Consider the following 17,556-nt stretch of genomic DNA (forward strand, 5'->3'; position numbering starts at 1 on the left):
GTTGGATGTGTTGGTTTTCGAAACTCGCTTCTCGTGACTCGAAACGGATTACCTCGCCCAGGCTCGCTCTCACAGCGGGGTATAGCGAGTGCTTTGCCGACGCAAAAAAGCCCCTCCAGGAGGGGCTTTTTATTTGTTGCCTGTTGCTTGCGGCGTTGGTTATGCCGCCATGGCGTTGCGCAGCTTCTTGATGGCGTTGTTTTCCAGCTGACGAATGCGCTCGGCAGACACACCATACTCGTCAGCCAGTTCCTGCAGGGTGGACTTCTGGTCCGCCAGCCAGCGGCGTTCCAGGATGTCACGGCTGCGGTCGTCCAGTGCCATCAGCGCGGAGCCCAGCTGGCGAGTTTCCCGATCTTGCTGATCCTGTTCGGCGATCAGGTCAGCGGGGTCGCTGTTGTCGCTGTGCAGGTACGCAGCAGGAGATACTACGGTGCTGTCTTCGTCATCGTTGGCGGGGCCGTCAAAGCTGGCGTCATAAGCGCCCAGACGACCTTCCATTTCCTTCACCTGTTCGGCGGTGACACCCAGATCGTCCGCTACCCGCTGTGCTTCTTCCAGCGTCAGCCGGCCCAGACGTTTCTTCTGGCCGCGCAGATTAAAGAACAGCTTGCGCTGGGCCTTGGTGGTAGCCACTTTCACGATGCGCCAGTTCTTGATTACGTACTCGTGAATCTCGGCCTTGATCCAGTGCACTGCGAAGCTCACCAGGCGTACGCCCTTGGTAGGGTCGAAACGTTTGACCGCTTTCATCAGCCCTACATTACCTTCCTGCACCAGATCACCCAGGGGCAGGCCATAGCCGCTGTAGCTGCGGGCGATGTGTACCACGAAGCGAAGATGGGCCAGTACCAGATTCCGGGCAGCATCCAGATCCTGTTCGTAGTAGAGGCGCTCGGCCAGCTGTTGTTCGTCGTCTGCGCTGAGCACCGGCACGGCATTAACGGCTCGCATGTAGGCATCCAGGTCATTGCCTGGTACCGCCAGAGTGAGCGCCTGTGCGGGGTTTGAAGGGTTAGTCATGCGCAATGTCTCCTCGTGAAGACCATCTGTAATTCCATTCTGTACTCGATATTAGCACTCGAATTCATAGAGTGCTAATAGGCAGAAAAGTTCCCTTTAATCGACTCATTTGATGGGTATACCGAGCATAGCGGGGTTTGGTGAACAGGCTGTGAACCGGGCTGCAGAATCGACTGCGGGCAGTCACCAGATATGAGTTCCCGGGGCAGGGTAAGTTCCGCAACAAGAGGGGCTGACAATACGAGTTGCGAGTAACGAGTTTCGAAAATCGCAAACCCCGCAGATTAAGAGGTTTGTCTTTCGAAACTCGTTACTCGCAACTCGCTACTGCCGTTAGAAATTCGGCTCGATCTCGCCCAAGTGCCGCCCGACAGCAAGCCAAGCGCCCAGCAGCCCCAGTGTGCCACTGAATAACGGCATGATGATCAGGCTGGATGCGGCCATGGAAGTAAGTGAGTCATCACTATTATAGAGGCTGAGCAATTCATCAATGGGCCCCCCCAGCCACCACAGAGCGCTCTGCACCAGGATCACGGCGACCAGACCGCCAGCAAAACCGTAGCTGAAGCCGGTGTACAAGAAGGGGCGGCGTACGAAACCGTCGGTGCCACCGACAATCTTCACCACCATGATTTCATCCCGGCGACTTTCGATGCCCAGGCGAATGGTGTTGACCACTACCAGTACCACGGCCGCGGCCAGCGCCAGCGTCAGGGCGGAAATCAGGCGTTCACCCAGTTCGATCAAGGCATGCAGACGACGCACCCATTCCACATCCAGTTGTACCAGATCCACCTGATCTTGCCCTGCCAGGCGATTTTCCAGCGCACGCAACGTGACCGGGTCGGTACTGTCCGGGAATACCACGATCAGTGGCGGTAACGGGTTATCCGGTAAGGCCTGGAGTACGTCACCGAAACCGGAAAGGGCCTGAAACTCTTCAAGGGCCTGCTGGCGGGTAATGACCTTGGTGCTTTCAATATGATCAATCTTCAGCCATTCGCGGGCGAGTTCCTGCTGGCGCTGTTCACTGACCTCCATTTCCAGGAATACAGAAAGGTGTGCATTGCCATCCCAGCCACGGGTGATAGCCCGGGCATTGTCCAGCAGCACCGCCAGGCCAGCAGGTAATGACAGGGCGATGGCAATCACCAGAATGGTCATGGCGCTGCTGGCACGACTGGCATTAAGCCGCTGCAGTGCATCCCGGAATGAATCGCGGTGATGGGCTCGCCAGCTGCGGAAGCGATCCGCCAGGGAGGTGTTGGCGCTCTGGGCACCTGCGACCCGGCGGGGTTTCTCTGTTCTCTGACGCTGAGGTTTGATTGGGGTCGCGTTACGAGCCATGCATTTCCCCTTCATCGCCATCGTGAATCAAGCGCCCTTCGCGCAGGGTCAGCAGACGGTGGTTGTAGCGGGCGATCAGGCTCAGGTCATGGGTGGCAATCAGGACGGCCACGCCGACACGGGCGAAATCCTGGAACAGGTCCATGATTTCCTCGGACAGGGCCGGGTCCAGGTTGCCGGTGGGTTCGTCGGCCAGCAGCAGCGGCGGCTTGTTGACCACGGCACGGGCAATCCCCACGCGTTGCTGTTCCCCGCCGGAGAGCATGATCGGGTTGAGATTCTCTTTTTCCAGCAGGCCGACCTTGTCCAGCGCGGCACGCACCCGTTTGCCTATATCGGCGCGGGAATAACCGGCAATGATCAGCGGCAGGGCGACGTTCTCGAACACGCTGCGGTCGAACAGCAGTTGGTGATTCTGATGCACCATGCCGATCTTGCGGCGCAGCAGGGGGATATGACGATTGCCAAAGCCGTTCAGGTTCTGGTTGTCCACGAACACCTGCCCCTGGGTGGGGCGTTCGATCATCATGATCAGTTTCAACAGGGTCGACTTGCCCGCCCCGGAGTGTCCGGTGAGAAAAGTGAGCTGCCCGGCAGGGAGGGTAAAGCTCACCTTGCTGAGTGCGTCTTTGCCATTCGGGTAGCGTTTGCTGACCCGGTCGAACTGAATCATGGAAGTCCTTGTGCAAGAACGTCGTGTTTATTCTGGGCGTGGCAGGGGGGCAACCGCTTTAGTTTCGAGTAGCGAGTTGAAAGTCTCGAAAGGCAAAGGATTTTCGCTCTTCGCAACTCGTCACTCGTCACTCGAAACTGGTTTTACCCCGTCACATCTTCAAACAGCGCCTGGACGAATTCTTCTGCGTGGAATGGTCGCAGGTCTTCCAGGCGTTCCCCTACACCGATAAAACGAATCGGCAAACCAGTACGTTTGGCCAAGGCAAACAGGATACCGCCTTTGGCGGTGCCGTCGAGCTTGGTGAGTGCCAACCCTGTCACGCCGGCGGCATCACGGAACTGCTCGGCTTGCTGGATAGCATTCTGGCCGGTGCCGGCGTCCAGTACCAGCAGGACTTCGTGGGGGGCATCCGGGATCAGTTTCTTCATCACCCGGGTGACCTTGGTCAGTTCGTCCATCAGGTTGCCGCGGGTGTGCAGACGGCCGGCGGTGTCGGCGATCAGCACGTCGGCGTTGCGGGACTGGGCTGCCTGCACCGCGTCATAGACCACCGAGGCTGAGTCCGCACCGGTATGCTGGGCGACCACGGGAATGTCGTTGCGCTCGCCCCACACCTGCAGCTGCTCTACTGCCGCAGCGCGGAAAGTGTCGCCGGCAGCCAGCATCACGTTCTTGCCTTCGGCCTTGAAGCGGCAGGCCAGCTTGCCGATGGTGGTGGTCTTGCCGACCCCGTTTACGCCTACCATCAGAATCACGTAAGGCTTCTTGTTGGCGTCGATTTCCAGCGGCTGGTCCACTGGCACCAGCAGTTTGCGCAATTCATTCTGCAGTGACTCGTACAGAGCGTCGGCGTCCACCAGCTCTTCACGGCTGACCTGGTCGGTGAGCGCCTCAATAATCACGTCAGTGGCTTCCACGCCCACATCGGCTACCAGTAGCTGGGTCTCGATTTCTTCGAAAATCTCGTCATCGATTTCCTTGGCACCCACCAGAAGATCTGCAAGCCCCTTGCCCAGGCCCTTGCGAGTCTTGCTCATGCCCTGCTTCATGCGGGTCCAGAAGTTGCCACCATCGTCATTGTTCTCAGGGGTGGCTGCCACCGGCGCGGTTTCTGCGGGGGCGGGTGCCGGAGTGGCTTCAGGGGCCGGCGGCGGTTCGACCGCAGCGGGTGGCTCTGTGACCGTGGCGGGTTCGCTGGTCTGCGGATTCTCCGGGGTGGTTTCTTCCTCTACCCCCACAAACATACGCTTCCAGAAACCGGTTTTTTTCGGTTCCTGCGGGTTGTTATCGTCGTCGCGGGAAACTTCGTCGCTCATGATCAGTCGTATCCACTGGTGAAGGGAAACGTCATCCCTTCCTCAACAATCGGGCTGCAAGTGCAGGTATGCTATGCCGGCAAAAAGAAAAGGGCGCCTGCTTGCAGGTTGGCCGCTCGCCGGGCGAGCGGGGTGGCTATCCTAACACTTAGGGAGCCTCTGAATAACTCCTTGCATGCCCAGTCTTTCAGGCTGGCTCGCCCCCTCCGGGGCCAAAAGGTAAAGGGAGGGGCTGCCTTGATGGTGTTTTCCGGGGGCTGCTCAGGCTTTTGCTGGCGCGTATAACGATGGGATACAAGATGAAAAAATGGATGTTGGGCTCTCTGCTGGCCCTGTGGGCGGGTGTGGCCGGGGCGGCGTTGCCGACCCACAGTTTTACCCTGGATAACGGTCTCAAGGTGCTGGTGCGCGAGGATCATCGCGCTCCCGTGGTCACGGTCATGGTGTGGTTCAAGGCCGGCAGTATCGATGAGGCGCCCTATGAAACCGGCCTTGCCCATGTGCTGGAGCACATGATGTTCAAGGGAACCGAGCGGTTGGGGCCGGGGGATTTTTCCAAGCTGGTGGCCCGCTATGGTGGCCTCTCTAATGCCTTTACCAGTTATGACTACACCGGCTATTACCAGCAGTATGAAGTGTCCCGGTTGCCGCTGGCGCTGGAGTTGGAGGCGGATCGACTGGCCAACCTCAAGATCGAGGATGAGGAGTTTCATCGAGAGTTGCAGGTGGTGCTGGAAGAGCGCCGCATGCGTACCGATGACAGTCCCACCGCGCTGGCATGGGAAAAATTTCAGGCGATTGCCCGTCCTGGCACGGGTTACGCCCACCCGGTGATCGGTTGGCGTTCGTTACTGGCTCAGTTGCAGCCGGAGCAGGCGCGTAGCTGGTTCCAGCGCTTTTATGTGCCGGGCAATGCGACGCTGGTGATCGCTGGCGATGTGACCCGTGAGCAGGTCGAGCCTCTGGTGGAGCGTTTCTTTGCCGAATTGCCGGCAGGCCACACGCCGCCACGCCCCCGACAGACGATCAACCCTCCCGCCGGAGAGCGTCGCCTGGATCTGGCCTTGCCGGTGAAGGTCCCTACCCTGTTCATGATGTACAACGTACCGTCCCTGGTGACTGCAGAAGACAAGCGGGATTTCTACGCCCTGACCATGCTGGCGGGTGTGCTGGATGGCGGTATGAGCGCGCGTATCGAAACGGATCTGGTGCGTGGGCAGAAGCTGGTTGCCGGTGCAGGAGCGTCCTACAGCGGGATTCAGCGTGGTAATGGCACCTTTACGATTCAGGCCGCGCCGAATCCGGGTGTCACCCTGGATCAAGTGGAGGCAGGGCTTCGCGAACAGATAGAAAAACTTCAGACCACCTTGCCCAGCGAGGCTGAAATGGCACGTGTGCGTGCAGGCGTGCTGGCTAGCCAGGTTTATGAGAAAGATTCCGTTATGGGGCAGGCCATGGAGCTGGGTACGCTCAGCACCCTCGGCCTGGATCTGGACTTGTCAGAACGGTTTGCTGAAGAGTTGTCAAAGGTGACAGCGGAAGATGTGCAGCGAGTGGCGCAGGAATGGCTGGTGCCGGAGCGGTTGGCAGTGGGTCATGTGCAGCCGGAGCAGGGGGAAGAAAAATGAGTCGCGAGTTGCGAGTAACGAGTTTCGAAAAGCACAGCGCAACGCAAGGCGTGATGTGGTGTAGCGGGTTGTTGATTCGTGCAGTCACAGTGGTGTCTGTGGTGTTGCTGGGCGCCTGTGCCTCGCTGAAACCCTCGGCAGATTTTCCCACCACTGAAGCGCAGGTGGCGGCCAGTGAGCCGGGGGCACCGGTACTGGATATTCAGTCCTGGCAGACCGCAGAAGGGGCAAAGGTGTTGTTTGTGCCCAGCGATGCGCTGCCCATGCTGGATATCCGTCTGGTCATGGATGCGGGCAGTGCCCGTGATGATGGCGTGGAGGGGCTGGCGTCCCTGACCAGTGCGTTGCTGGGTGAAGGGGCAGACAACCTGAATGTGGATGATATTGCCCGTGGTTTTGAAGATCGTGGTGCAGCGTTTTCCTCCAGTAGCTACCGTGACATGGGGATTATCAGCCTGCGCACGTTATCCGATCCGGAGTTTCGTGATCCGGTGCTGGCGCTGTTTGGTCAGGTAATCGGTACGCCGTCTTTCCCGCAAGAGGCGCTGGAGCGGATTCGTACCCAGATGCTGCAAGGGCTGCGCATGCAGCAGCAGGTGCCTGGCCCGCAGGTAGAAAAAGCGTTCATGGCAACGCTGTACAAAGGGCATCCCTACGGTGGGGCCAGCGGGGGCGCCCTGGAGAGCCTGCCGCCGATCCAGAGAAGCCAGCTGCAGCAGTTCTATCAGACCTACTATGCTGCAGGGAATGCGGTGATTGCCATGGTGGGGGCAGTCGATCGGCAGCAGGCCGAGGCCATCGCCAGCCAGATCAGCCAGGCCTTGCCGGCCGGCCCCGGTGCCGCAAAGCTGGATCGCGCCCGGCCTCTGGAGCAGCGTCAGCGAGAGCACATTACCTTCCCGTCTGCCCAGACCAGCATCTTGCTGGGCAATCAAAGCACCTGGCGCGGCAACCCGGATCATGTGGCCCTGTATGTGGGCAATATGGTGCTGGGCGGTGGCGGCTTCGCCTCCATTCTGACCGATGAGGTGCGCCAGAAGCGCGGCTACGTGTACGGCATTGGCAGTGGCTTTTCTGCCATGGCATCAGGCGGGCCGTTCAAGGTCTCTTTCAAAACTGCCAGCGAGAACGCGGATCAGGCGCTTAGCCTGACCCTGTCACTGATTGACCAGTTTGTGCAGCAGGGCCCCACGGATACGCAGCTTGAGGAAGCCAAAACCAGCATCCTTGGCAGTTTTGCACTGGGCACGGCTGATAACAGTGACATCATTGGCCAGCTGGGGGCCATTGGCTTCTACGATTTGCCGCTGGATTACCTGCAACAGTTCAGTCAGCAGGTCCGTGAGGTGACAGCCGAAGATATTCGTCTGGCCTTCCAGCGCACTCTCGACGCCGGCAATCTGGCTATCGTCAGCATCGGTCCGCAAGCACCTGAGATTGTGCCGGTGGCAGATTTGCCTGCGGAGGGAGGTGAGGATAGCGGGGCGGTGACGGTCGCTAACGAGGCAAGCCGTGGCGAAGAATAAGGGCCGGACAAACAGCCCTGTCAGTAAAGGCCAGGTGCGCATTATCGGCGGAGAGCAGCGAGGGCTACGGCTGCAGTTTGTGGATCATGGTGGCGATCTGCGGCCGTCCTCGGATCGGTTGCGCGAGACCCTGTTCAACTGGCTGCAGTTTGAGCTGCCCGGCTTGCGGGTGCTGGATCTGTTCGCCGGTTCCGGCGTGCTGGGTGCCGAAGCACTCAGTCGCGGGGCCGCGCAAGCGGTATTGATCGAGAAGAAAAGGGATCGTGCAGCGGATTTGCAGCGGCAATTGCAGCCGCTGTTCGGTGAGCGTCTGGTTGTGCAGACGGAAGATGCCCTGCGATGGCTGCAGCAGCCTGCTGACCCCTTTGATTTGGTGTTTGTGGATCCGCCTTACGACCTGGGGCTGGCGGAGCCGGCCTGTGCCGACCTTGAAGCCCGTGGCTGGTTGTCGGATGAGGCCTGGATCTATGTGGAGTCCCGTCGTCAGGGGGCGGTCCCAGCGGTACCGGATAACTGGCAGTTGCATCGGGAGAAGCTGGCCGGTGAGATTCATGCCCGCCTGTTTCGGCGCTAGCCGAAGGTAATTCATCCATTATTGGCAACGGTTCGGCGTTTTTCGGGCCTCTTTCATTCAGAATCGGGATAGTGTGACACATGTCACATATGGCCGGCATGGTGCTGGAGAACCTTCAGGGCAACGTGCCCGGGGAGGAGCGATCATGGATGAGATCAAAAACGCCCGGATCCCGCTTAATGGAGATCGCTTTCTGCGTGAGTTGCTCGGCTATCTGGCCGAGTCGATACAGGATGTGGCCGGGTTGGAGCAGGCAGAAGGGCTGGTTTCCATTGTCGGCCAGAAAATTGGTGATGAGATCAATGCCAGCTATCGCTCTGCGCTAAATGTATCGGGGCTCGACAAGAATCAAATCAGTGCGGTGATGGTGGATCTCAAACGCCGTATTGGCGGTGATTTCTACGTCATTGAGCAGGATGAGGAACGCATTGTTCTGGGCAATTGGCGCTGTCCTTTTGGTCGCTATGTGGAGGGCAGGCCTGCCCTGTGCATGATGACGTCCAATGTCTTTGGCGTGATTGCAGCGGAAAATACCGGATATGCACGAGTGGAAATCACCGAAGCCATAGCCCATGGCGATTCCCAGTGTCGGGTGACCGTTAGTTTAACCCCTGAGGAAGGGGCCTCGGGGCGCGAATATTTTTCGGCGGATGGCTGAGATGGTCACCCGGGAATGCCTTGCCATTCTGAATGCGATCTCCCTGCCGGTTGTGTTGATGGATGGAGAGGGTCGGATCAAGGTCATAAATGCCCATGCCCGCGCTTTGTTACAGGGGGAGGAGCCCGCGCACATCGCTGCCCTGCTGGCCAGCGATCAGCTTGCCTTTCTCAAGGCGGTACGCCGTAATCGACACTGCGCCCATTTGACCACTCGGTTGGTGGGTGCTCTGGCGGACTACTATCCGGCCAGCTCCCGGGTTTGCCATGGTGATGAATGGCAGGATTGTTACCTGGTCGAATTGTTTCCCCGGGATCTGGCGGTGGGCGGCATGAGTCGTCTTTCCGAGAGTCGCCGCCGCGAAGCCTCCTTGCAGCGCAATTATGTCCGGGCCCGGGAAACCGCCCGCGTTGCCTTATCGCAAGCCAGCCAGGATCCGCTGACCGGGATCGCCAACCGCCGTGCTTTTGACCTGTGGCTTGACCAGCTGTGCAAGGAATCCAGGCAAAATGCCTTTCCGTTTTCGCTATTGTTGATCGACCTGGATTTTTTCAAACAGATCAATGACAACTACGGCCACGAAGCGGGAGACAAGGTGTTGTGTGCGGTGGCCTCTCTGCTGACGGCCTCGCTGGTTCGCAAGGGGGATCAGGTAGCCAGAATCGGCGGCGAGGAATTCGCCGTGTTACTGCCCAACACCGATCACAGGGGGGCTGAGGATGTGGCCTGGCGTCTGGTGACGGCCTTGCGAAGCGCCAACAAGCGCGCCCAAAGTGCAGGAGAGGCATCAACATGGGTGCCTGTCACGCTGTCTATCGGGGCGGCCAGCTGGCTGCCCGGGCAGCCGCTATCCTCCTCTGCGTTGATGCGCGAGGCGGATGAGGCACTTTACTGCGCCAAAGGGCAGGGGCGGGACCAGGCGGTGTTGCTGAGAGCGGGCCATTGAGCCAGGTGAGTGACCGAAAATGGCACAACCTGCACTAGCGTACCATCAATGGCTGCCACATATTGGGCGGACGACAGGAGAAAACCTATGACCGCCCACGTCACCACGCATGCGTCAGCCAAGAAAAAAATCAACCAGAGCGATATTCAGCCCCGCCGGATGGATTTTGAATTTGATCCCTCCATACCGGTGTACTGGTTCGATAACGACCAATTCAAGTCGATTCTGCTGACCTCGCTGTCATGTACCTTCCCTGAAGGTGAGCGATTCTTTGTTCGCTCCGTTCGTCATTTTCAGAAAAATATCCAGGATCCGTTGCTGCGAGAGCAGGTAAAGGGATTTATTGGCCAGGAAGCACATCATGGCAATGAGCATGATGCGTTTAATGACTTTATGGAATCCAAGGGCGTGCCTGCACGCAAAGTGGATGCCTTTGTGAAGGATGGCATGAAGTTCCTGGCGAAATGGCTGACCCCGGAACGGCAGTTGGCCAAGACCTGTGCGCTGGAGCACTTCACCGCCATGTTGGCAGAAATGATTCTCGAGCATCCGGAATTCATCAAGGGCATGGATGAGCGAATGGTGCCGCTGTGGTTATGGCATGCCATTGAAGAAAGCGAGCACAAGTCGGTGGCCTTTGATGTCTACAAGGATCAGGTGGATAGCTATTGGGTGCGCAGTTCAGAGATGGCGTTTACCACGGTGGAATTTATTGGTTTCACTTTCGTCCACTACTGGCAGCTGCGTAATGAAATGGATGATCCCACTGACTGGAAATCGGTACGAAATGGCTTCAACTGGTTGATGGGAAATCCAGGTTGGTTGCGAAAACTTGGCAAGTCTTACCTGGCCTATTACAAGCGCGACTTCCATCCGTCAAAACGGGATAGCAAACACCTGCGCCAGCGAGCCTTGATTCGTCTTGCCAACATGATGGATCGCCCGGATCTGGTGGCCTGATCTTTCCCTTCCATCTGTTTCGGGCGCATGGCAATGCAGCGTTCACGCCCCCCGTGCTACTGTTGTATCAAGGTAGTATGTGGAGGTGGTTATGGGTTGGTTAACATCACTGAAGCGGCGATTGTTTCCTTCTTCTGCACGCTCAGAGGACGTTCCCTCTGAGCCCGATCATCAGGAATACCATCCGGCCCATGAGGGCGATACGCCGGAAAATTTGCATCGTGGACGCCGTCGTCTCAAGGAAACTTTCACCAATCATTGGGACCTGGATTACCTGCCGCGGGAAGAGGTTGAGGCTCTGCTGGAAAAACAGAAAAAATCCGGGCGCTAAACTCCCGAAGACGATTTTTACCACAGAGATCACTGAGTGCACCGAGGCAAAGGGAAAACAGGGTATTTAAACTCTGTGTGCCGGTGATCTCTGTGGCGAAAAATGCTTTTGGTTCAGGCTGGGCGAATGACGCCAGCTTCAGCAAATCGTTTGGAAACTCGCACCACGATATCGCTCTGGAAGGCTTTTTCGTAATGCACGTCCAGCACATAAGCCTTGGCCCGTAAACGGATCGCCAGACGGTAGCCCACCTCGACTTCCTCGATGGCAAAGGTGACCGGCTTTTTCAGATAGGCGAATCGGCTGGTGAAAATCACTTCCTCTATTATCGCTTTGGCTTCTTGCAAGTTTGCTTCCAGACCCACGTGGAAATCGGTGACGACCATCATGTCCAGTTCGCCGGCGTTGCCGGAGGCGACAACGTCGGTAATAAACCGGGAGTTGGGAATGGTGACCAGATTGTCGTCCAGCGTTTGCAGTCGTACTGTACGCAAGCCGATGGAAATGATTTCCCCGTAAACGTTATCAAAGCTGACCCTGTCGCCTACCCGGAAGGGGCGGTCGAAAAGCAGCAACAAGCCCGCGACCAGCGAGGCGGCAATATCCTTTAGAGCGAAACCAAGAGCGACCGCAATCGAGCCGCCGGCGGCCAGCATGAATTCTTTTGGTGGTTGCAGTACCCCTACTACCAGGGCAATGGTGCCCACGGTATAGAGCACAAAGCCGATCAGGGTGGTGATCTGCAGAATCAGGAAGCGGCGCGTGGGCAGCTTTTCGGTGATCTTCTGGCTGGCCTTGCTGATACCCCAGTTCAGGGCCCATAACACGAAGCCGCCAATAAACAGCAGCACCAGGGCGTAGATGTTGAATAGCTCAACTACCACCGCCAGATCGTTGACGATATTGCCATCATTCATTGAGCAAATTCTTCCTTGTCAGATAACTGATCACCGGCTGATACCACAGGGGTACCAGGCGATAGCGGCCGTCTTCAGCGCGTTGCAGGAAGCCTGCGTCCTGGCCCCCCTTGAGGGCAAAGCGAACCACATTTTCTGGCAGGCAGGTAACCTCACTGATTTCACTGCTGGTCAGGTCCCCATGAGTGGTAATGGCCGCATAAACGAACAGGGCATTCTCCCCCATGGTATCGAGCACACCTGACGCGGGTGGCATGGGCAAGCCTACGGTTACCTGCTTGCCCTGAACCTTGATGGAGGTCAGCCACAGTCGCAACGCGACCATGGGATTTCCTCGGCAGGCATCCCACAACAAGCTGAAATAACGTTGTTCGGCGTTGCGGACATTGCCAGCTTCTGGCCCGCGGGATGACAGTAATACTTCATCGTAGCGTACCTGATAGCCGCTAAGGTGATTACGGGAAAGAATCAGTGAGCGTATATCAGACTGGGCCCAGTGTTTGACGCGTACCACATTGCGGAACTGGTACTCCCTGCCAAACACGTTACAGAGGTAGGCCCAGCTCTGGCTATTGATCATCAGCAACCAGAAAACATGGTCCAGTTTGGCATTGACCAGGCTGAGAACGGTTCGCCATCCTTCCAGGCCTCCCTGTCGGGCAAGGAAGAAGTTCTGGGCGTCATCAAGTACCAGTAGCACGGGTTTACGGTTTTCGTCAGTTTTGACCAGAGCTGCCGGGCCGTGTTCGCTGAGATCAGTACCGAGCGCGTCGCCGACCAGCGACAGGATAGCCTCTGGCTCACAGGTTTTGGCCGGTACTTTGAGCGTTTTGACTTCCAGCTCACTGCAGCTGTCTGCCAGGGTTTGTTGAAGCTTGCCAATAGAAATGGTCTTGCCGCTGCCTTTGCCTCCGGCCACTACCAGCGAATTTTCGTCTGTCTTGTTCTCATGCCAGCGCTGGATATTCTTTTCCATGGCGGCCACAAGCCCGGTGTTGATAAAGGGCAGTGTGGTGCCTTCCGGAACATCCTGGGCAAACCAGCGTTCGTAGTGTTCCTTGACGGGAACGTCGTTTTGGCTGCCTTCTGTGTCGTCATTTTCTTCTGTGGCGATACGGGTTCGCAGTCGGAACCAGCGAGCCTTGAGGCGGGTATACCAGTCGAAATCGGTTAATACCTGGTTGATAAAGTTGGTGAGAAAACTGATAAGCGCAATAGGAAGCAGAAGTGGCGCAAACAGCCAGAAAAGCCGCGGCGTGAGCAGACGCTCCGCGGTTGGATCCAGGTAGGAGGGAAGAATTGCCTGGAGGCAAAGCAGGTAATCTTTGCTGCGCAGAGACAGCAAATGACCCAGTGCCCGGAACAGGCTGATGGCCAGAAAAATGAGAAGCAGGCTGTATACCAGTGACGGTCCCAGAATTTCCCATACGGCAAGAACCAGGAACCAGATCGGCATCAGCCAACGTGCGGTGTTGCGTGAATGCGTCAGAATCTGGCGGGTTTGTTCGGCGCTCAGGTAGGTGCCTGCACTCTGGGCCACCCGGCTAATTAACCACTCACCGATCAGTGTGAGCAGGCCATAAATGACATATAGGTACGCGAACGGCAGTAGCCAATGCAGCACTCGTGTGGATGGACTATTCAGAAAAGGGTGCAACTGGGTGAGGGCAAACCAGAGCAGAAACCAGGGCAGCATGGGGGCGAGACCGCTGATCAACCGGCTGGCATTGCGTAGCCAGCGTTTTTCGCCGCTGGAACGGATGACTCTTTCGTGAAGTGCCAGTGCCCAGCCGCGAGTACGGCCTGCCAGCCTGACCAGCAGCACAAAGCTGACGGAGCCTAGCAGTAGTGCCACCAGATTGCGTACCAGTGGGGCGTAGCTTGACGCTTGCAGCGGGCCGCTCAGGTCGTGACGGATAAGGAAGATGACATCACTGAAGTGTTGCAGGAGTTGCCTGACTTCTCTTCCTAGTAGAGCGGGAATGGCGTTCATGCCACCCATGTCATTGATCTGGCTGCTCAGTGTGCGGCGCTGCCAGAGTTCACGACGGAGAATGCGAACCTGCTGCTGGATATCCTGACGGGCGTGAGCGAGCAGTCGGAAAGCGGGGGTGACGGGGGAGGGTGGAGACAGCTGTGGCGTGCTGTACCTGAGTTGATCCAGGGACGCCAGGGATTGGCCGGGTGCGGTTCTCAACTTGGGCACCAGTACCCAGACACTGGAGATGTAGGTTTGTAGCGTTTGCGCATCCCCGCGGATATCGGGGCCTGAACCTGGCTTGTCGATGACGGTTTGCAGTGTTTCGTAAAGCCTTGAAAGTGCGAGCAAGGCCTTGCGTTGTTCCAGTGGCCGCTCCACCAGTATTTGCCGCATTTTGTGGATCTGTAGTTGCCGCTGATTGCGCTGTGCGGTGAGGGATGCGATGTCCTCCTGATGCTCGGAGCAGTGGCTGTCGGCAGCCACCAGAGGTTCCGGGGGGTGGATGTGGTTGGCATGAGGCTGATCAAGAGGATGGCCGAGCAGGCCTGCCAGTTGATGAGGTGCCGGGACCTGACCGTCAAGCAGGCGCTGCCATTGGTCCTGATCCGCTCGTAGCTGCTGGAGGTCTCGCTCCAGTTCCATCAGGGTTTGTTCGGCTGCATCGCAGGTGGCGTCGGCAAAGGCTCCCGGAGAGATGAAAAATAGCAGGGTCAGCAATATGAAAGTGGCTGAACCGGCGTTCCGGGGGGACTGCAATACCATTCGCTGCTCCTTGCGATCCTGTATGGGGCCTGCGGTTCGTTCGTGGCGGCAATTGCGTTCGCGAGGGTGCAGGTGCCAACCATTGTAGGAAGGGCGGGAGCTGACGTCATCCCTAACCGCCTGTTGTAACGCCATGACGGTTGAATATCACAGGCGATGATGTCGGACAGTGCTATAGTCGAAGAAAGACTTGTCGAAAGGATATGACAATGAGCGACCTGACTGTCAGCGCCCTGATGGGCAAGCACCCCATGGCGATCGCCTTGGGGACCGAACTCACTGAAGTGGTGGAGCAGCTGTTGCAGCACAAGGCATCGGGCCTGCCGGTGGTGGATGCGAATCAGCGGGTGGTAGGGTTTGTTTCGGAGCAGGATTGTCTGCGCAAACTGCTGGTGTCCAGCTATCACTGTGAGGGTTCGTTGATTGTGGATGAATTCATGCACGGTGAGCCGCTGACGGTGAAAGAAAGCGATTCGGTGGTGGATGTGGCTGAGCAGATGGTGAACCAGAAGCCCAAGGTCTATCCGGTGGTGGATGACCAGAAGCGACTGGTGGGGTTGTTGAGTCGTCATCAAGTGTTGCGGGCACTGAAAGATACCCGGCGCGCCTGCGACGCGTGAGAGGCTTGGCCTGACTCCTTTGGCCCCTGCGTACAATTCCCCCGTCCGGCTTGCCGCTAATCTCCGAATGGAAAACAACAATTCGGGAGTGCGCCATGCGTGATTTACATACCTTTCTGGCAGATTATGGTGAAAGCCATCGTCATCCGGTCAACCAGTGGGTACACATTCTCTGTGTACCAGCCATCTTTGTGTCCACCCTGGGCTTGTTCTGGCTGGTCCCGCTGGGTCAGTGGTTTGGTCTGGAAGGGGGGCTGGCCTATTGGGTTAATGGCGGCACCTTGCTCGCGGTCATCTGCATGCCTTTCTATCTGCGCATGTCGGCAGGCATGACGCTGCTGATGAGCGTCTGGCTGGCGCTGTCACTGGCGGCCATCGTGGTGGTGGATCGCAGCGGGTTGTCGCTAGGCTGGACCAGCGCCGTGGTCTGGTTGATTGCCTGGGCGGTGCAGGTATGGGGTCACAAGGTGGAAGGCAAGAAACCGTCTTTCGTGGATGATCTGGTCTTCCTGCTGGTGGGTCCCATGTTTGTTTCTCTCGAACTGGCTCACAAGCTGGGCCTGCGCCGCGAGGGTGTTTCGGCCTGATCGGCAGATTGTCCGCCCGGCGTTCGCCGGGCATTATGCCGGCATGACTGTTTCTACGCCGGATTCCATGACGTCTTTACTGTCCCCTCTGTATATCTGGCAGGGTGGCTGGCTGGTATTGCTGTCCGGCATGGAAAATCAGCCTCACCAGCATGTGGCTGCGTCGCTATTGGTGTCTCTGGAAGGGATGTTGCGTGTCGAGTTAGGCGAGCAAAGTCTCCGCCAGCCGCTGGTGCGAGTGGCCCCGGAAGTCAGTCAATCATTGCACAGTGACGGTCCCCTGGCCGTCATGCACCTGGATCCGGATGAGCCCGCCTGGTGGTGTTTGCGTGAGGCAGAATCCGACGCGCATCTGCCGCTGAAAGCCCTGCGGGAAAATCTGTTGGCGCTGGCGGATGGTGATGCCCGTGCCGATCTCGCCGCTGAGTTTGTTGAGCAGTTGCGCCAGCCTGCCCCCTTGAACCCGCCGGATGCCCGGGTGATTCGCGCCTGCCAGCAGTTGCGCCATGACAACAGTCTGGATCTGGAGACGCTGGCTGCTGGAGCGAACCTGTCGGCATCCCGCTTTCGGCGTTTGTTCAGCGAACAGCTTGGCGTGACGTTCAAACGCTTTGTTTTGCATCTGAAGTGTCAGCGTGCCTTGTCCCTGTGGGAAAGTGGCATGAGTCTCACCGAGCTGGCCGTGGCTGCCGGGTTTTACGATCAACCCCATTTGAATCGAACACTTCGTGCCATGTTCGACGCCTTGCCATCGCGTTATGCTCGGGGGCAATCGGTGCAGGTTGTGCCGTTATCCCTGCCTGCCAATACAAGAACAACCTCCCAGGAGTAGTCATGCAATATCAGGACATCAAAACCGAGCTGTCGGAAAACATTCTCACCATTACGCTCAATCGTCCCGAACGCCTAAATGCGTTTACCTTGCGCATGAAAGATGAGCTGGTTCATGCGCTGGAGTCGGCAGACGGCAATGATGAGGTGCGAGCCATTATCGTGACCGGGGCGGGCAAGGTGTTCTGTGCTGGCATGGAAATGGAGCCGGAAGGTGGTGGTAACCTGTTCGGTTACGATGACGCAGAAGGCATGGACGCACCACTGGAAACCATCCGTGATTCCGGTGGCGAGTTGTCCATGGCCATCTATCATTGCCGCAAACCGGTGATCGGTGCCATCAACGGCGCGGCTGTAGGGGTGGGGATCACCATGACCCTGCCCATGGATATTCGCCTGGTGGCCGAGAACAGCAAGATCGGGTTTGTCTTTACCCAGCGGGGCATTACACCGGAAGCGTGCTCATCCTGGTTTCTGCCTCGGGTGGTGGGGCGGCAAAAAGCCCTGGAGTGGGTGCTTAGCGGCGATATCTTCATGGCAGAAGAGGGGGTAGAGGCTGGCTTGTTCCACAGCGCCCATGACAAGAGTGAGGTGGTCGATGTGGCTCGCTGCATGGCGCGCAAACTGATTGCCAAGAGTTCGCCAGTGGCGGTGGCACTGGCGCGACACATGCTGTGGCGTAATCCGGAATTTGATCACCCGCTGCAGGCTCATGTGGTGGAGTCCAAGATGATTTACTGGTCGCACTCTTTCTGGGATGGCCGCGATGGTTTTGATGCCTTCCTGGAAAAACGCGCCCCGCGCTTCGAGACGCCATTGTCAGAAGTACCAAAGCAGTTTGCTTTCTGGCCAGAACCTCCGCTTGAATAAGCG

Annotated in this window: 17 protein-coding genes; 11 read left to right on the forward strand and 6 right to left on the reverse strand. The window is 57.8% G+C overall.

Annotation, left to right across the window (positions count from 1 at the left end; translation table 11 throughout):
* Window positions 1–159 precede the first annotated feature (159 nt).
* From rpoH to ftsY, 4 genes are all read right to left on the reverse strand, one after another.
* Complete coding sequence (gene rpoH / locus Y5S_RS10305) at window positions 160–1,023, reverse strand: RNA polymerase sigma factor RpoH (protein WP_035232773.1); 864 nt, start codon at window positions 1,021–1,023, stop codon at window positions 160–162.
* Window positions 1,024–1,356: 333 nt separating this feature from the next.
* Window positions 1,357–2,370, reverse strand: a complete 1,014-nt coding sequence (gene ftsX / locus Y5S_RS10310) for a permease-like cell division protein FtsX (RefSeq protein ID WP_197055132.1) — start codon at window positions 2,368–2,370, stop codon at window positions 1,357–1,359.
* The gene (gene ftsE / locus Y5S_RS10315; protein WP_035232775.1) at window positions 2,360–3,043 is read right to left on the reverse strand and encodes a cell division ATP-binding protein FtsE; all 684 of its coding nucleotides are present in this window, start codon (window positions 3,041–3,043) and stop codon (window positions 2,360–2,362) included. The genes ftsX and ftsE overlap by 11 nt, the downstream gene beginning before the upstream one ends.
* 143 nt (window positions 3,044–3,186) lie before the next feature.
* A complete protein-coding gene (gene ftsY, locus Y5S_RS10320) occupies window positions 3,187–4,362 on the reverse strand; it encodes a signal recognition particle-docking protein FtsY (RefSeq protein ID WP_035232776.1) in 1,176 nt (391 codons plus the stop codon).
* A gap of 299 nt (window positions 4,363–4,661) precedes the next feature.
* Here ftsY and Y5S_RS10325 point away from each other — a divergent pair, with 299 nt between their 5' ends.
* The 7 genes from Y5S_RS10325 to Y5S_RS10355 all read left to right on the forward strand — a co-directional run bounded on the left by Y5S_RS10325 (window position 4,662) and on the right by Y5S_RS10355 (window position 10,985).
* On the forward strand, window positions 4,662–5,990 hold the full coding sequence (locus Y5S_RS10325) for a M16 family metallopeptidase (protein WP_052041523.1): 1,329 nt from the start codon (window positions 4,662–4,664) through the stop codon (window positions 5,988–5,990).
* Complete coding sequence (locus tag Y5S_RS10330) at window positions 5,987–7,516, forward strand: M16 family metallopeptidase (protein ID WP_231552666.1); 1,530 nt, start codon at window positions 5,987–5,989, stop codon at window positions 7,514–7,516. The genes Y5S_RS10325 and Y5S_RS10330 overlap by 4 nt, the downstream gene beginning before the upstream one ends.
* On the forward strand, window positions 7,503–8,090 hold the full coding sequence (gene rsmD, locus Y5S_RS10335; protein ID WP_035232778.1) for a 16S rRNA (guanine(966)-N(2))-methyltransferase RsmD: 588 nt from the start codon (window positions 7,503–7,505) through the stop codon (window positions 8,088–8,090). Before Y5S_RS10330 ends, rsmD begins: the two co-directional genes overlap by 14 nt.
* Window positions 8,091–8,235: 145 nt before the next feature.
* Entirely contained in the window at window positions 8,236–8,748 is a 513-nt protein-coding gene (locus tag Y5S_RS10340; protein WP_035232779.1) for a methanogen output domain 1-containing protein, read from the forward strand.
* Window positions 8,741–9,694, forward strand: a complete 954-nt coding sequence (locus tag Y5S_RS19155) for a GGDEF domain-containing protein (protein ID WP_052041524.1) — start codon at window positions 8,741–8,743, stop codon at window positions 9,692–9,694. The genes Y5S_RS10340 and Y5S_RS19155 overlap by 8 nt, the downstream gene beginning before the upstream one ends.
* Window positions 9,695–9,781: 87 nt before the next feature.
* The gene (locus Y5S_RS10350) at window positions 9,782–10,654 is read left to right on the forward strand and encodes a metal-dependent hydrolase (RefSeq protein ID WP_035232780.1); all 873 of its coding nucleotides are present in this window, start codon (window positions 9,782–9,784) and stop codon (window positions 10,652–10,654) included.
* 91 nt (window positions 10,655–10,745) lie between these two features.
* The gene (locus tag Y5S_RS10355) at window positions 10,746–10,985 is read left to right on the forward strand and encodes a hypothetical protein (protein ID WP_035232781.1); all 240 of its coding nucleotides are present in this window, start codon (window positions 10,746–10,748) and stop codon (window positions 10,983–10,985) included.
* Window positions 10,986–11,098: 113 nt separating this feature from the next.
* Here Y5S_RS10355 and Y5S_RS10360 read toward each other — a convergent pair whose 3' ends face one another.
* Together Y5S_RS10360 and Y5S_RS10365 are read right to left on the reverse strand one after the other, a co-directional pair.
* Window positions 11,099–11,902: a mechanosensitive ion channel family protein gene (locus tag Y5S_RS10360; RefSeq protein ID WP_035232783.1), complete on the reverse strand. Its 804-nt coding sequence runs from the start codon at window positions 11,900–11,902 to the stop codon at window positions 11,099–11,101.
* Complete coding sequence (locus Y5S_RS10365) at window positions 11,895–14,645, reverse strand: AAA family ATPase (RefSeq protein WP_052041525.1); 2,751 nt, start codon at window positions 14,643–14,645, stop codon at window positions 11,895–11,897. The genes Y5S_RS10360 and Y5S_RS10365 overlap by 8 nt, the downstream gene beginning before the upstream one ends.
* Window positions 14,646–14,854: 209 nt before the next feature.
* On the opposite strand from Y5S_RS10365, the gene Y5S_RS10370 reads away from it, so the two are divergent.
* The 4 genes from Y5S_RS10370 to Y5S_RS10385 all read left to right on the forward strand — a co-directional run bounded on the left by Y5S_RS10370 (window position 14,855) and on the right by Y5S_RS10385 (window position 17,553).
* Window positions 14,855–15,265 (forward strand): CBS domain-containing protein, encoded by a 411-nt coding sequence (locus Y5S_RS10370; RefSeq protein WP_035232785.1) that lies wholly within the window; start codon window positions 14,855–14,857, stop codon window positions 15,263–15,265.
* A 95-nt stretch (window positions 15,266–15,360) separates the two neighbouring features.
* Window positions 15,361–15,852: an Mpo1 family 2-hydroxy fatty acid dioxygenase gene (locus tag Y5S_RS10375; RefSeq protein ID WP_035232787.1), complete on the forward strand. Its 492-nt coding sequence runs from the start codon at window positions 15,361–15,363 to the stop codon at window positions 15,850–15,852.
* A 43-nt stretch (window positions 15,853–15,895) separates the two neighbouring features.
* Window positions 15,896–16,684 carry a helix-turn-helix domain-containing protein gene (locus tag Y5S_RS10380; protein WP_035232961.1) on the forward strand — a complete coding sequence of 263 codons (789 nt, stop codon included), beginning with the start codon at window positions 15,896–15,898 and terminating at the stop codon, window positions 16,682–16,684.
* A gap of 2 nt (window positions 16,685–16,686) precedes the next feature.
* Entirely contained in the window at window positions 16,687–17,553 is an 867-nt protein-coding gene (locus Y5S_RS10385) for an enoyl-CoA hydratase-related protein (protein WP_035232789.1), read from the forward strand.
* The last annotated feature ends 3 nt before the right edge of the window (window positions 17,554–17,556 follow it).

This window comes from Alcanivorax nanhaiticus (genome assembly GCF_000756665.1).
GTDB classification, from domain to species: Bacteria; Pseudomonadota; Gammaproteobacteria; order Pseudomonadales; family Alcanivoracaceae; genus Alcanivorax; species Alcanivorax nanhaiticus.

Coding starts and splice junctions, on each gene's coding strand:
- rpoH (WP_035232773.1), bottom strand. CDS start 1,023: ATGACTAACCCTTCAAACCCCGCACAGGCGCTCACTCTGGCGGTACCA.
- ftsX (WP_197055132.1), bottom strand. CDS start 2,370: ATGGCTCGTAACGCGACCCCAATCAAACCTCAGCGTCAGAGAACAGAG.
- ftsE (WP_035232775.1), bottom strand. CDS start 3,043: ATGATTCAGTTCGACCGGGTCAGCAAACGCTACCCGAATGGCAAAGAC.
- ftsY (WP_035232776.1), bottom strand. CDS start 4,362: ATGAGCGACGAAGTTTCCCGCGACGACGATAACAACCCGCAGGAACCG.
- Y5S_RS10325 (WP_052041523.1), top strand. CDS start 4,662: ATGAAAAAATGGATGTTGGGCTCTCTGCTGGCCCTGTGGGCGGGTGTG.
- Y5S_RS10330 (WP_231552666.1), top strand. CDS start 5,987: ATGAGTCGCGAGTTGCGAGTAACGAGTTTCGAAAAGCACAGCGCAACG.
- Y5S_RS10340 (WP_035232779.1), top strand. CDS start 8,236: ATGGATGAGATCAAAAACGCCCGGATCCCGCTTAATGGAGATCGCTTT.
- Y5S_RS19155 (WP_052041524.1), top strand. CDS start 8,741: ATGGCTGAGATGGTCACCCGGGAATGCCTTGCCATTCTGAATGCGATC.
- Y5S_RS10350 (WP_035232780.1), top strand. CDS start 9,782: ATGACCGCCCACGTCACCACGCATGCGTCAGCCAAGAAAAAAATCAAC.
- Y5S_RS10355 (WP_035232781.1), top strand. CDS start 10,746: ATGGGTTGGTTAACATCACTGAAGCGGCGATTGTTTCCTTCTTCTGCA.
- Y5S_RS10360 (WP_035232783.1), bottom strand. CDS start 11,902: ATGAATGATGGCAATATCGTCAACGATCTGGCGGTGGTAGTTGAGCTA.
- Y5S_RS10365 (WP_052041525.1), bottom strand. CDS start 14,645: ATGGTATTGCAGTCCCCCCGGAACGCCGGTTCAGCCACTTTCATATTG.
- Y5S_RS10370 (WP_035232785.1), top strand. CDS start 14,855: ATGAGCGACCTGACTGTCAGCGCCCTGATGGGCAAGCACCCCATGGCG.
- Y5S_RS10375 (WP_035232787.1), top strand. CDS start 15,361: ATGCGTGATTTACATACCTTTCTGGCAGATTATGGTGAAAGCCATCGT.
- Y5S_RS10380 (WP_035232961.1), top strand. CDS start 15,896: ATGACTGTTTCTACGCCGGATTCCATGACGTCTTTACTGTCCCCTCTG.
- Y5S_RS10385 (WP_035232789.1), top strand. CDS start 16,687: ATGCAATATCAGGACATCAAAACCGAGCTGTCGGAAAACATTCTCACC.